The organism is Streptomyces azureus (assembly GCF_001270025.1).
Taxonomy (GTDB): domain Bacteria; phylum Actinomycetota; class Actinomycetes; order Streptomycetales; family Streptomycetaceae; genus Streptomyces; species Streptomyces azureus.
Genome location: NZ_DF968368.1, coordinates 108926 through 121823 on the forward strand (window position 1 = coordinate 108926; position 12898 = coordinate 121823).

Genomic DNA, 12898 nt, shown 5'->3' on the forward strand with positions numbered 1-12898 from the left:
GCTGAAGCCCGTTCGCTCCGCTGCCGGAAGCCGTCCGACCTGTCGTGTCCGACGTCTGCTTCAGGGTGCGGAGTTTCTTCATGCCGTTCGCTCTTCTTCTGCTGGGCCTTGCCGTGTTCGCGCAGGGAACGTCCGAGTTCATGCTGTCCGGTCTCGTGCCGCACATCGCGCGGGATCTGGGGGTGTCCGTTCCCGCGGCGGGGGCGCTGACCTCCGCCTTCGCGGTGGGGATGGCCGTAGGAGCGCCGCTGGTGGCGGGGCTCGCCAGGCGCTGGCCGCGGCGGGGTGCGCTGCTGGCGTTCCTCGTCGTGTTTCTCGCCGTCCATGTCGTCGGTGCTCTCACCGGCAGTTTCGAGGTACTGCTCGCCACCCGGGTCGTGGGGGCGCTCGCCAACGCCGGGTTCCTCGCCGTCGCCCTCGTGGCCGCCGTGGGCATGGTCCCGGCGGAGGCGAAGGGACGGGCGACGTCCATGCTGCTGGGCGGCGTGACGCTGGCATGCGTGGCCGGGGTGCCCGCCGGGGCCGTGCTGGGCGGACTGTGGGGCTGGCGTGCGGCGTTCTGGGCCGTGGCGCTGCTGTCGCTGCCCGCGCTGGCGGCGGTGGCGAGGTCGGTGCCGGGCGGTACGGCCGGGGGTGCGCCGCCCGCGCTGCGCGGTGAACTCCGGTCGCTGCGCAGCCCTCGGCTGGTCGTCACGCTGCTGCTGGGCGCCCTCGTGAACGGCGCGACGTTCTGCACCTTCACCTATCTCGCGCCGCTGGTCACCGAGGTGACGGGGCTGGGCAGCGCCTGGATTCCCGGTGTGCTCGCGCTGTTCGGGGCCGGGGCGTTCGCGGGGGTGACCGCCGCGGGACGGTTCGCCGACCGGCGCCCCGTGCCGGTCCTGGCCGGCGGGGGCGTCGCCGTGTGCCTGGGCTGGTGCCTCCTGGCACTCGGGGCCGGGCACCCGGTCCTGGCACTGGGGCTCGTCTTCGCCCAGGGGGCGCTGTCCTTCGGCGTCGGCTCCACGCTCATCTCGCAGGTGCTGTACGCGGCACCGGGCGCGCCCACGTTGGCCGGGGGTTTCGCCACGGCCGCTTTCAACGTGGGTGCCGCGCTGGGACCTTGGGCCGGTGGTCTCGTGATCGGCGCGGGGTTCGGGTACCGGTCGCCGGTGTGGGTCAGCGCGGGGCTGGTCGCGCTGGCGGGCGTGGTGGCCGGGGTCGTGTGGCGGCAGCGGGAGCGGGTGCTGGGCCGGGAGGTGGCCGCTGCCGCGGACTAAGGGCAACGATCGGATCAGGGCAACGATCGGGACTGGGCACGGCCACCACGCTCGGCCTGTCGCGCGGAGGGCGGGCCCGGCCCCGCCGGTCGTGAGCCTTCCGGCGGGGCCGGTCGCCACTCCCGTCAGAACCCGCCCCCGAAGTCCCCTCCCCCGCCGAAGTCGCCGCCGCCGAAACCACCGTCACCGAAGCCGCCCCCGTAGTCGCCGGTGTCGAAGTCCGCGCCGGAGACGTCGCCGCCCTCGTAGCCGCCGAAGTCGCCGTAGCCGGAGCCGTAGTCGGCCCCGTAGGCGGGGGCGGCCATCATGCTGCCGAGCATGGTGCCGATGAGGAGGCCGGGCAGGATGCCGCCGCCGAAGTAGCCGCCGGCCCAGGGGCCGTACGCCGGGCCGGCCTCCCAGTACGGGCGGCGGCCGTACTCGGTGTCGACCTCGCGGATCACCGGGTCGCGGCCCTCGGCGAGCCGGGTCCGGTCGGCCGCGCAGACGGGGACGTCGCGCGTGGCGCCGCCCGGCGGCGTCCAGCTCGCGTCGGCGACCGAGGGGCCGTGGCGGGGGTCGAAGAAGCAGGGCGGGCGGCGTTCCGGCAGCGGGCTGCCCTCGCGGCGGGCCGCGAGTCGCGCCAGGGCGAACCGGCCGTCCTCCACGGCCTGGGTGACGGCCCGCACGTCCTCCGGTTTCGTCGCTGCGGCCATCAGGGACTTCGCCTGTTCGTAGGAGTCCAGGGCGCGTTCGTAGTCGGCGCGCATCGCGTCGTCGGCGCCGGGTTCGCCGGGGTGGAAGTCGAGGCGGTCGAGCTCCTCGCCGAAGGCGGTGATGTCCTCGTCGACCACCACGCGCAGCTTCTCCAGCGCGGCCCGCTGCTCCTCCTCGTGGCGGCGGCGGTTGCGGCGGGCCAGCGCGTAGGCACCCGCGCCGCCGGCCGCGATCAGCGCGCCGACCGTGACCAGGCCGCCGACCGGCACGTCGGTGCCGGAGCCGTCGCTCCAGCTGCTGGGGGCCGAGCCGCCCACGTTGCGCAGGGCGTCGTCGACGAAGTCGTTCAGCTGGGCCTTGACGTCGCCCGCGTCACGCACGGCCGTGACCAGGTTGGACACCGCCTGGCGGCTCATCACCGAGCTGTCGGCACGGGCGTCGAACTCGTCGCCGAGACGGATTCCGTACAGGCCGGTGACGCCGGTCTCGGTGCGGAGGTTCCGGAAGAGGTCCTGCGTGGGGAAGTCGGCCGGGAGCACGGCCACGAAGACGGGCTTGTCCGCGTCCTTGATCTTGTCGGCGAGCGCCTCGGCGTCCGACTCGGCCAGCTGGCCGGAGGCGGCCGGATCGACGTAGACCGGGTTCTCGCGCAGTTCCTCGGCGACCTTCGAGAGGTCGGTGGCCGCGTGCGCACCGGGCGCACCGACCATGAGCGCCGCCAGTACGGCGACGACCGGCACGATCAGCAGACGTACGAGGGTACGCACCAGTGCGGCCTTCATATGTTCGAAGCTACCCGAATCGACACAGAACCGACACCGAAAGGGATATCGGTCGGAGCACGGATTTCGGGATGCCGGTGCGCGGAAGGCAGGGAAAGCAGGGAAGGTGCGGACGGAACGGATCGGCTGAGGCGACGGCGCGGAAGGCGCCGTCGCCGCCCGCCTACTCGGCCGGGGTCACTCCCGCCCGCAGAAGCCCGTACGTGTACGCGTCCTCCAGGGCCTGCCAGCTTGCGGCGATGACGTTGTCGGCGACGCCCACCGTCGACCATTCGCCCGTGCCGTCGGACGTGGAGATCAGCACGCGGGTCGTCGAGTTGGTGCCGTGCTTGCCCTCCAGGATGCGGACCTTGTAGTCGACCAGGTCCAGCTTGGCGAGCTGGGGGTAGATCTTCTCCAGGCCCACGCGCAGGGCCCGGTCCAGCGCGTTGACCGGGCCGTTGCCCTCGGCCGTGGCGACGATGCGCTCGCCCTTGGCCCAGAGCTTGACCGTGGCCTCGTTGGCGTGGGAACCGTCGGGCCGGTCCTCGACGATGGCACGCCAGGACTCGACCTCGAAGTAGCGCAGCGGCTTGCCCTGGACCTCGGTGCGCAGGAGGATCTCGAAGCTGGCGTCCGCCGCCTCGTACGTGTAGCCCCTGAGTTCGCGTTCCTTCACCCGCTCGACCACCCGGCCGACCAGCTCGCGGTCGCCGCCGAGGTCGATGCCGAGTTCCTTGCCCTTGAGCTCGATGGAGGCGCGGCCGGCCATGTCGGAGACCAGCATCCGCATGGTGTTGCCGACCTGCTCGGGGTCGATGTGCTGGTACAGGTCCGGGTCGACCTTGATGGCCGAGGCGTGCAGGCCGGCCTTGTGCGCGAAGGCCGAGAGGCCGACGTAGGGCTGGTGCGTGGAGGGCGTGAGGTTGACGACCTCGGCGATCGCGTGCGAGATGCGCGTCATCTCGCGCAGGTGGCCCTCGGGCAGGACCTGCTTGCCGTACTTGAGTTCAAGGGCCGCCACGACCGGGAACAGGTTGGCGTTGCCGACGCGTTCGCCGTAGCCGTTGGCCGTGCACTGGACGTGCGTCGCGCCCGCGTCGACGGCGGCCAGCGTGTTCGCCACCGCGCAACCCGTGTCGTCCTGGGCGTGGATGCCGAGCCGGGCGCCCGTGTCGGCCAGGACCGTGCCGACGACCGCCTGGATCTGCGCCGGGAGCATGCCGCCGTTGGTGTCGCAGAGGACCACCACGTCCGCGCCGGCCCCCGAGGCCGTACGGACGACCGACTTGGCGTACTCGGGGTTCGCGCGGTAGCCGTCGAAGAAGTGCTCGCAGTCGACGAAGACCCGGCGGCCCTGCTCCTTCAGGAACGACACCGTGTCGCGGACCATCGCCAGGTTCTCGTCCAGGGTCGTGCGCAGGGCGAGCTCGACATGGCGGTCGTGCGACTTGGCGACCAGCGTGATCACCTGCGCGCCGGATTCCAGGAGCGCCCTGACCTGCGGGTCCTCGGCTGCGGTGGCGCCGGCGCGGCGGGTGGAGCCGAACGCGACGAGCTGGGCGTGCCGGAAGTCGATCTCCTGCTGGGCGCGGGCGAAGAACTCGGTGTCCCGGGGGTTCGCGCCCGGCCAGCCGCCCTCGATGAAGCCCACGCCGAAGTCGTCCAGGTGCCGCGCGATGGCCAGCTTGTCGGCGACGGTGAGGTTGATGCCCTCCCGCTGGGCGCCGTCGCGCAGGGTGGTGTCGAAGACGTGGAAGGAATCGTCCAGCTCGCTGGTTGCGGTCATGGTGTCAAGGCTCCTGAGGATGGGATCTCGGTCGTACCGGAATGACCGGCTCCACCGCCCTCACATACTCCCTCGCGCTCTCGCCTCCGGCTGCGGGTGGGCCAGAAATGCGAAAAACCTCTCGCGGGTGCGAGAGGTCTGCGCGCGGGTCGAGGACGACGGTGTCCGCCCGTACCTGGTCGTACGTGGCGGTCACTGCGGACCGGCGCGCCTGCTGCCAATAATCATGGCGAACGAGAGCACGGGGGCAGTCTGGCACAACCCCCGCGCCTCGCTCACGGTTGTCTCAGGATGCGGTCGGTCACCTCATGTGACGGACGTAGACGTGCGAGGTGTCGTACGTGTCGCCGGGGACGAGGTCGGGTGAGGAACTGCTGAAGGCGACCTGGCGGCCGTGCCGGTCGATCGCCGGGGCGGACACGCTCTGGTCGTTCGGGCCGCCCTCGGCGTCCGGGCTGGCCAGGACCGTGCGCCCGGTGCGCAGGTCACGTACGTACGCGCGGGTCGTGCGGTCCGTGTCGCCCGGGTCGGCCGAGACGAAGGCGAGGTGTCGGCTGTCGGCGCTGAGCCGCGGGTGGGCGGTGAAGGCGGCCGGGTCGGCGGTGTCGATCCGGCGCAGCTCGCCCGTCTTCAGGTCGCGGACGAAGACGTTGTGGCCCTTGTTGGTGTCACCCGGGGTCAGCTGCGAGTCGAAGGAGTTGAAGACGGCGTACCGGCCGTCGGCGCTGACCTGCGGGAACTCGGTCTGCCCGTCGGACTTCAGACCCTCCGGTGCCTGGTCGACCCGGAACAGCTCACCGCTCGGCACGTCACGGACGTAGGCGTCGCTCCAGTCGCCCGAGGAGGGGTGCGGGACGAAGAACTGGTAGCCGACGCGCTTGCCGTCGTCGCTGATGGACGGGCGGGTGGCGGCGGTCTTCCGGTCCCCGGCGGCGGGCACCTGGCTGACGCGGACGGCCTCGCCGCTGGTGCGGTCGACCCGGTAGACGCGCCCCCAGCGGTCCTCGCCCTCCGCGAGTCCGGACTGCTGGGCGACGAAGGCGACGTAGCGGCCGTCGGCACTGATGGCGGGCTGCCGGTCGGTGTCGTAGCCCGTGTCGACGGTGCCCTCGACGCGCTGGAGGGCGCCGGACTTCAGGTCCTTGACCCAGATGTGGCTGCGGGCGTCGCCGTCGGTGGCGCCGAAGGCCAGGTACCGGCCGTTGCCGCTGAGGGCGACGTCGTCGACCGAGCCGACGTCCGCCCCGGTACTGGCCAGCCGGGTCGTGCCCGTCTTCAGGTCGCGCACGAAGGCGTCGGCGGCGCCGTCGGTGTCGCCGGCGACGAGGTTGTCCGCGCTGGAGACGAAGGCCAGACGGCGGCCGTCGGCGCTCAGGCTCGGCCCGCCGGAGGCGGCGTTGCCGTCGGTGCCGTCCGGGGCGACGCTCGCCTTCTCGGTCCGCGACGCCGCCGGAGCGGCGGTCGCGGGCAGTGCGGCGACGCCGCCGAGCGCGACGGCCAGGGCCACGCCGAGCGCGACGGACGTGGCCCTCCTGGTGCTGGTCATGTGCTGTTCCCCCTGTGTTCCCCGTTGACGCATCTCCCCCGGCCCCGCGCCGAGGGCTCCCCAGAGCCAACAGCACCACGGACCACAGGGTCAATCCGTCGTATTGAGTACAACCCGGGCAGGAGTTCAGGCGTCCGCGAGAGGCTGTCGGCGAGGAACTCGTGTACGTGCCGGAGGGCTTGGGCCCGGTCCGTGCCGCGCAGGCCGATCGCCACATGGATGGCGAAACCGGTCAGCAGCGCCCGCAGGCGGGCGGCGAACCGGTCCGGGTCGACGCTGCGGAACTCGCCCCGCGAGATGCCCTCGGCGAGCAGGGCGACCAGGTCACGGTGCCAGACGCCCTCGATGGCGGTCTGCCGGTCGCGGGCGTCCGCGTCGACGGCAGCGCTCGCGAGCGGTTCCAGACCTCCAGCCACAGCGTCCGACGCGGGCCTGATGCCGTATTCGATGGGCCCTGGACGCGATCCTGCCGCGCGCCTCACGGTCCAGGGCCACGTACACGGTCGCCGTGTCGCCACGGCCTTGTGTCTTCGCCGGGCACCACCACTCGACCGCGCAGAACGCGATGACTGCCTTCGTCCTGCCGCTGACGGCGATCGGCACGCCCTGAGCGGTCATCACCCTCATCGGCTTCGCCCGCTACGGCGGGATCCACGACGCGGACGCCCTCCAGGTCTTCAACCGCCGCGCGCGAGGCGGCGTCTGCCGGTACCGCGCCGGCTGGAACATCCCGGCGACCGCCCCCTGGGCGGCCGGCGCACCCGTCGGCGTCCTGGCGGTGTCCCTGCCGTCGTACGAGGGCCCGCTGACCGGCGGGGTGGACTGCTGCTTCCTGCTGTCGGGGCGGGGCGGCGTATGCGCTGCCGGCCCCGGATTCCGTGCGGATGGAGTCCGGGGCCGAGGCAGCAAGCCCGGGTTTCCTGCCCGACCGATCAGGGCCCTGCTTCTTGCCTGAGCGATTCGGGTGGTGGGCGGGCACAGGCAGGGGCTCCGGGGGCGGAGCCCCGGGTGGGTGGTCGGACTCAGCCCAGCTGGTGCATCCAGCCGTGCTTGTCCTCCGCCGTGCCGCGCTGAATGTCGAGCAGCGCCTGGCGGAGCCGGAGCGTGACCTCGCCCGGCTCTCCCCCGCTCTGCTGCCACTCGGCCCCGGCGCGCTTCACCGTACCGACCGGCGTGATCACCGCGGCCGTACCGCAGGCGAACACCTCCGTGAGCGACCCGTTCTCCGAGTCCCGCTGCCACTGGTCGACCGAGACCCGGCCCTCCTCGGCCTCGTATCCGAGGTCACGGGCGACGGCGAGCAACGAGTCGCGGGTGACGCCCTCCAGGATCGAACCGGTGAGGGACGGCGTGACGATCTTGTTCCCGTACACGAAGTACAGGTTCATGCCGCCCAGCTCCTCGACCCACTCGTGCTCGACCGCGTCGAGGTAGCAGACCTGGTCGCAGCCCTTCGTCGCGGCCTCGGCCTGCGCCAGCAGGGACGCCGCGTAGTTGCCGCCGGTCTTGGCGTCGCCCATGCCGCCGGGGACGGCGCGGACGCGGTCCTCGGAGACCCAGATGGAGACCGGCTTGACGCCGCCCGGGAAGTACGCGCCGGCCGGGGAGGCGATCACCAGGAACAGGTACTCGTTCGCCGGCTTCACACCCAGCCCGACCTCGGTGGCGATCATGAACGGGCGCAGGTAGAGGGACTCCTCCCCGCCGTGCGCCGGCACCCACGCCTTGTCCTGCTTCACCAGGGCGTCACATGCCTCGATGAACGTCTCGACCGGCAGCTCGGGCATCGCCAGCCGGCGCGCGGAGCTCTGGAAGCGCTCGGCGTTCTTCTCCGGACGGAACGTGGCGACCGAGCCGTCGGGGCGGCGGTAGGCCTTCAGCCCCTCGAAGATCTCCTGCGCGTAGTGCAGGACCGTGGTGGCGGGGTCGAGGGAGATCGGCGCGTACGGCACGAGCTGGCCGTCGTGCCAGCCGCGGCCCTCCGTCCACTTGATCGTCACCATGTGGTCGGTGAAGTGGCGGCCGAACCCGGGGTTGGCCAGGATCGCCTCCCGTTCTGCGGCGGAGAGCGGGTTGGCGGACGGCTTGAGCTCGATCGTGGGCGTCGTCATGGGTTGAAGTCCTTCACCGGTTGTAGTGACGGGCCGCGCTCGGTACAGCTCTGATGGTGACCAGTGCTAGGACGTCCGAGCATTCCCTCGTTCCGCGGCCTCGCGTTCGATTATCGCCCGGGGGCGACGGAGGACGGAACGGCGTGAATGCGGCCCGGTGGTCGATGGTGACACCCGGCGGGAACATGCGGAAGCCGCCGGGTGCGGATGCGACCCGGCGGCTTGCGGAAGGCAGCGGCGGGTCAGCCGGCTACTCGTACGGCGAGCGCGTCGCCGATCTCCGAGGTGGAGCGGGCGGGCTTGCCGGTGCGCTCCGACAGGTCGGCGGAGACCGCCTCGTCGATACGGGCGGCCTCGGCCTCGTAGCCGAGGTGGCGCAGGAGCAGGGCGACGGACAGCACCGTGGCGGTCGGGTCGGCCTTGCCCTGGCCGGCGATGTCCGGGGCCGAGCCGTGCACGGGCTCGAACATCGAGGGGAACTCTCCGGACGGGTTGATGTTGCCGGAGGCCGCCACGCCGATGCCGCCGGAGACGGCCGCGGCGAGGTCGGTGATGATGTCGCCGAAGAGGTTGTCGGTGACGATCACGTCGAAGCGCTCGGGCTGGGTGACCAGGTAGATCGTCGCCGCGTCGACGTGCATGTACTCGGTGGTGACCTCGGGGAACTCCTCGGCCACCTTGTTGAAGATGTTGGTCCACAGGTGCCCCGCGAAGGTCAGCACGTTGTTCTTGTGGATCAGCGCCAGCTTCTTGCGGGGACGGGCCTGGGCACGCGCGAAGGCGTCGCGGACCACGCGCTCGACACCGAAGGCCGTGTTCACGGACACCTCGGTGGCGACCTCGTGCTCGGTGCCCTTGCGGATCGTGCCGCCGTTGCCGGTGTACGGGCCCTCGGTGCCCTCGCGCACCACGACGAAGTCGATCTGCGGTTCGCCGGCCAGCGGGGTGGCGACACCCGGCAGCAGCTTCGACGGACGCAGGTTGACGTGGTGGTCGAAGGCGAAGCGGAGCTTCAGCAGGAAGCCGCGCTCCAGGACGCCGGACGGCACGCCCGGGTCGCCGATCGCGCCGAGCAGGATGGCGTCGTGCTTCTTCAGGGCGTCGAGGTCGGCGTCGGTGAGGGTCTCACCGGTGGCGTGGTAACGCTTGGCGCCGAAGTCGTACTCCTTGGTCTCCAGCTTCACATCCTGCGGAAGGACGGCGGAGAGGACCTTCAGGCCTTCGGCCACGACTTCCTGGCCGATGCCGTCACCGGGAATCACTGCGAGATTGATGCTGCGAGACATGCGGGCACCCTACTCCTCGTCCCATGGGATGACACAGGGTGTCCGTGATGCGGACAGGCGCTACGGCACCCGCCCGGCGGGGATCGCACTCGGCCGACGGTTTCCGTTCACCCGCGCGTGGGGCGGATGTTGGCGTTCGCTGGGAAGTTGACCCGACATGGAGATCCCCCACTTCGGCATCCCGCCCGAGCTCGCACGCCGGATGACCATGGCGGAACAGCACGAGTACCTGCGCACGCGGCTGTCGCGGCGCCGCACGCTGGTGACGGCGGGCGCGGTCGCGGGCGGTCTGCTGACCGGCTGTTCCGGCTCCGGGCCGGGGAGCGCTACGGCGACCAGAAGCCCGTCGCCGAGCACGTCGAAGGCGCCGGGCTCCTACATCACTCCCTTCGGCCGCCACCTCGCCTTCGGCGCCGACCCGAAGACGCAGATGCGGATCTCCTGGCAGGTGCCGCTGGCGGTGCGCAGGCCGTACGTCCGGGTGGGCCTGCGCCCCGACGACCTCGGCCGCAGGATCGAGGCGGAGCTGCGCGACCTGCACACCCCGGAGCTGAAGGGCGTACGGCCGGCCGTCGAGCAGTACTACCTGCACGCGGCCCTGGACGGACTGCGCCCGGACACGACGTACTACTACGGCGTCGGCCACGAGGGCTTCGACCCGGCGTCCCCGCGGCACCGGTCGACCGTCACGTCCTTCCGCACAGCACCCGCGAGGCCGCCCGAGCGGTTCGTGTTCACCGCGTTCGGCGACCAGGGCGTCGGCGAGGAGGCGGCCCTCAACGACCGTCTGCTGCTGCGCCGAAACCCGGCGTTCCACCTCCACGCCGGCGACATCTGCTACGCCGACCCGACCGGCAAGGGCAAGGAGTCGGACGTCTTCGACGCCGGGCAGTGGGACCGGTTCCTGAAGCAGACCGAGCCGGTGGCCAGGTCGGTGCCGTGGATGGTGACGACCGGCAACCACGACATGGAGGCCTGGTACTCCCCGGACGGCTACGGCGGCCAACTCGCCCGGTTCTCCCTTCCGGACAACGGCTTCGACGCGCGCACGGCACCGGGCGTGTACGCCTTCACGTACGGCAACGTCGGCGTGGTCGCGCTGGACGCGAACGACGTCTCGTACGAGATCCCCGCCAACTTCGGTTACACGGAGGGCCGGCAGACGAAGTGGCTGGACAGGAAGCTCGGCGAACTGCGGGACGACGCTTCCGTCGACTTCGTCGTCGTCTTCTTCCACCACTGCGCGTACTCGACGTCCACGCACGCCTCCGACGGCGGGGTACGCGCCGAGTGGCTGCCGCTGTTCGCCAAGCACCAGGTGGACCTGGTGATCAACGGGCACAACCACGTCTACGAGCGCACCGACGCCATCCGGAACGGCGAGGTGGGCAGGCCGATACCGGTCGGCGGGACGACGGACCCACGGCGGGACGGGATCGTGTACGTCACGGCCGGTGGTGGCGGCAAGGAACTGTACGGCTTCCCCGACGGCGTGAAGGAGAGCTACGAGGGGAACACCGCCGACCGCGAGTCGGTCGGCACGTTCCGGTGGACGAAGTCCCGGGACACCAAGGCGGAGTCCGTGCAGTGGTCGCGGGTGCGCTACCGCGGTTTCTCGTTCCTCTCGGTGGAGGCGGAGAGCGGCGCCGCGCCGAGGCTGAAGGTGTCGGCGCTGGCATCGAGCGGTGAGCGGATCGACCATTTCGAGGTGCGGCGCGGGGCGTGAGCCCCGCACCGCGCCTCGTCGGGTGCGGCTCCCGGACCAGGGGTGTTGCGGCTCAGTGACCGGTCAATGCGCTCAGTGACCTGAGTGACCGGTCGATCCTCCGTTGTCCCTGCGGTCGAGGGCGCGCTGGAGCGCGGCGGCGGCGTTCTTGCGGTCGGACTCGCTCGTACGGGAGACGTGACGGACTCGGCGGCGGACGGTCGTCTCGGCCATGGGAAATCGACTCCTTCGACAGCACGGAGTGCAAAGGGAGGGTTACGAGACGCCGGATGGGGCGGGGAGCGGTGCCGCAGGGGTTGCCTGCACGGGGCCCGGCTCACGACCGCCATTCGCTTGGTCGAGCGAGACGTTCGGCTCCTACAAAACTAAGGGAGACCGGAGCGTCTGTCTCCACAATTACTCGGACTTCCTACTATCTGAGACGGTGGACTACATCGCACCGCACTGACCTGCGGCGATCCCTAGAGCACGTCTCCGTCGCGCCAGTCGAAGACCAGTTCGCACGCGGGGTCGAGCGGACCGGCGAGGGCGGGCCGGACGTAGGTGCTGTCCTCTTCATCCGGCAGGCGGACGACGCCGTCGCGCGGGCTGAGGGCGTGCACCTGGCCGCGCCACAGCCGCCAGCCGCGGGAGGTGTAGAGCCGGGTGCCGTCCTCGCTGGCGGAGAGCGCGCCGAGGTCGTAGGCGCGGTCGATGACGCGTTCCAGCTCCGCCATGACCTGTCCGCCGAGGCCGGTGCGGCGGGCGTCGGCGCGTACGGCGACGTTCTCGACGTACCCGGCGCGCAGCCACCGGCCGCGGTGCCGCACCCGGCGCATCACGACCGCTCCGTGCGCGGCGAGCCCGGAGCCGTCGTGCACGAGGGCGTGCATGCCTCCGAGGCCGTGGTCCCAGTCCTCGTCACCGAAGTCGCCGTCGAAGGCGGCGTCCAGCAGGGCCCGTACGGCGTCGAGTTCGGCGGGGGTGAGGTCGGCGGTGTGGGCGGTGCGCGCGCGGGTGGTCATGGGCGTGGTCATCCGCCCAGTATCCGAACGGGCCGCGTCGCTCTCGACCGGTTATGCGAGCGCGGCGGCCCAGCGCTCCCCGGGCACGTCACGCCCCGGGCCCGAGACCCGCCGCGGCCGCCTCCCGGAAGCCCGCGGATCCTCCACCCACGGCAGGTGACCGGCCTCCGGCACCATCACCCGGGACACGCACGGCAGGGCCCGCTCCGGTGAGTCCACCGCCGAGCGCGGCCGGATGTCCCCGGGCACCGTCGGCGATGAGCACGGGCACGTCCAGGGCCTGGCAGGCGGCCTCCAGGGCCGGGGTGCCGCAGAGGCTCCTCGCCTCGGCGTTGAGCACCCTGTGGCACTCGACGTTGCTCCCGAACCAGGGGGTGGCCATCCGCTCGGCGTGTTCCAGTGCCCGCTCGCGGTCCTCGAACTCGCTCGGCCACTGGAGGGCCGCGCCCTCGCGCTCCTCCTCGGCGGTCCGCCGCGGGCCGCCCGTCAACTCCCGTCGGCGGGTGAGCCGTTCGGGGTGCTCGCCGAGCCGGGCCAGCAGGTTGTCCTCGAACTCGGTGCGCCAGTCCGCCTCCGGCCCGATGCCCGTCCCGGCCACGTAGACCAGCGCGCTCACCCGCTCCGGGTAGGCCAGGGCGTAGCTCAACGCCGCGCGCCTCAGAAGTGGCCCAGCAGGGCCGTCCGGTCCAGCCCGAAGTGCCGGCGTACGCGCCGAGATCG

Annotated in this window: 10 protein-coding genes and 2 pseudogenes; 3 read left to right on the plus strand and 9 right to left on the minus strand. The window is 71.8% G+C overall.

The annotated features are described in order from the left end of the window. The first annotated feature begins 80 nt into the window (after window positions 1-80). Entirely contained in the window at window positions 81-1259 is a 1179-nt protein-coding gene (locus AOQ53_RS29970) for a Cmx/CmrA family chloramphenicol efflux MFS transporter (RefSeq protein WP_059422080.1), read from the plus strand. A gap of 125 nt (window positions 1260-1384) precedes the next feature. Here AOQ53_RS29970 and AOQ53_RS29975 read toward each other — a convergent pair whose 3' ends face one another. From AOQ53_RS29975 to AOQ53_RS29990, 4 genes and pseudogenes are all read right to left on the minus strand, one after another. Further along, window positions 1385-2737 carry a hypothetical protein gene (locus AOQ53_RS29975; protein WP_059421978.1) on the minus strand — a complete coding sequence of 451 codons (1353 nt, stop codon included), beginning with the start codon at window positions 2735-2737 and terminating at the stop codon, window positions 1385-1387. Between the two features lie 163 nt (window positions 2738-2900). Then, the gene (cimA, locus tag AOQ53_RS29980) at window positions 2901-4505 is read right to left on the minus strand and encodes a citramalate synthase (RefSeq protein ID WP_059421980.1); all 1605 of its coding nucleotides are present in this window, start codon (window positions 4503-4505) and stop codon (window positions 2901-2903) included. Window positions 4506-4806: 301 nt separating this feature from the next. Then, window positions 4807-6051, minus strand: a complete 1245-nt coding sequence (locus tag AOQ53_RS29985; protein WP_059421983.1) for a TolB-like translocation protein — start codon at window positions 6049-6051, stop codon at window positions 4807-4809. Between the two features lie 140 nt (window positions 6052-6191). Next, window positions 6192-6481, minus strand: a pseudogene (locus AOQ53_RS29990) (TetR family transcriptional regulator C-terminal domain-containing protein); the annotation flags it as partial. Here AOQ53_RS29990 and AOQ53_RS41820 point away from each other — a divergent pair. Further along, a pseudogene (locus AOQ53_RS41820) lies at window positions 6466-7006 on the plus strand (cytosine permease); the annotation flags it as partial. The pseudogenes AOQ53_RS29990 and AOQ53_RS41820 sit on opposite strands and share 16 nt — an antisense overlap. Before the next feature lie 67 nt (window positions 7007-7073). Here AOQ53_RS41820 and AOQ53_RS29995 read toward each other — a convergent pair. Both AOQ53_RS29995 and AOQ53_RS30000 read right to left on the minus strand, forming a co-directional pair. After that, window positions 7074-8162: a branched-chain amino acid aminotransferase gene (locus AOQ53_RS29995; protein ID WP_059421985.1), complete on the minus strand. Its 1089-nt coding sequence runs from the start codon at window positions 8160-8162 to the stop codon at window positions 7074-7076. A 242-nt stretch (window positions 8163-8404) separates the two neighbouring features. After that, a complete protein-coding gene (locus AOQ53_RS30000; protein ID WP_059421987.1) occupies window positions 8405-9448 on the minus strand; it encodes a 3-isopropylmalate dehydrogenase in 1044 nt (347 codons plus the stop codon). Between the two features lie 157 nt (window positions 9449-9605). Between AOQ53_RS30000 and AOQ53_RS30005 the strand changes: the two genes are divergently transcribed. Then, entirely contained in the window at window positions 9606-11174 is a 1569-nt protein-coding gene (locus tag AOQ53_RS30005) for a purple acid phosphatase family protein (protein ID WP_059421989.1), read from the plus strand. A 72-nt stretch (window positions 11175-11246) separates the two neighbouring features. Here the strand turns inward: AOQ53_RS30005 and AOQ53_RS43115 are convergent, their stop codons facing one another. The 3 genes from AOQ53_RS43115 to AOQ53_RS40045 form a co-directional block, all read right to left on the minus strand. Then, on the minus strand, window positions 11247-11387 hold the full coding sequence (locus tag AOQ53_RS43115; RefSeq protein WP_099054722.1) for a hypothetical protein: 141 nt from the start codon (window positions 11385-11387) through the stop codon (window positions 11247-11249). Between the two features lie 248 nt (window positions 11388-11635). Then, entirely contained in the window at window positions 11636-12178 is a 543-nt protein-coding gene (locus tag AOQ53_RS30010) for a GNAT family N-acetyltransferase (protein WP_059421992.1), read from the minus strand. A gap of 88 nt (window positions 12179-12266) precedes the next feature. Continuing rightward, entirely contained in the window at window positions 12267-12824 is a 558-nt protein-coding gene (locus AOQ53_RS40045) for a hypothetical protein (protein WP_063889003.1), read from the minus strand. Window positions 12825-12898: the final 74 nt, after the last annotated feature.

What these genes read in the sequence shown, in the direction of transcription:
- AOQ53_RS30010 (WP_059421992.1), bottom strand. Translation starts at nt 12,178, where the DNA reads ATGACCACCCGCGCGCGCACCGCCCACACCGCCGACCTCACCCCCGCC.
- AOQ53_RS29975 (WP_059421978.1), bottom strand. Translation starts at nt 2,737, where the DNA reads ATGAAGGCCGCACTGGTGCGTACCCTCGTACGTCTGCTGATCGTGCCG.
- AOQ53_RS29995 (WP_059421985.1), bottom strand. Translation starts at nt 8,162, where the DNA reads ATGACGACGCCCACGATCGAGCTCAAGCCGTCCGCCAACCCGCTCTCC.
- AOQ53_RS29970 (WP_059422080.1), top strand. Translation starts at nt 81, where the DNA reads ATGCCGTTCGCTCTTCTTCTGCTGGGCCTTGCCGTGTTCGCGCAGGGA.
- AOQ53_RS43115 (WP_099054722.1), bottom strand. Translation starts at nt 11,387, where the DNA reads ATGGCCGAGACGACCGTCCGCCGCCGAGTCCGTCACGTCTCCCGTACG.
- AOQ53_RS30000 (WP_059421987.1), bottom strand. Translation starts at nt 9,448, where the DNA reads ATGTCTCGCAGCATCAATCTCGCAGTGATTCCCGGTGACGGCATCGGC.
- AOQ53_RS30005 (WP_059421989.1), top strand. Translation starts at nt 9,606, where the DNA reads ATGGAGATCCCCCACTTCGGCATCCCGCCCGAGCTCGCACGCCGGATG.
- cimA (WP_059421980.1), bottom strand. Translation starts at nt 4,505, where the DNA reads ATGACCGCAACCAGCGAGCTGGACGATTCCTTCCACGTCTTCGACACC.
- AOQ53_RS29985 (WP_059421983.1), bottom strand. Translation starts at nt 6,051, where the DNA reads ATGACCAGCACCAGGAGGGCCACGTCCGTCGCGCTCGGCGTGGCCCTG.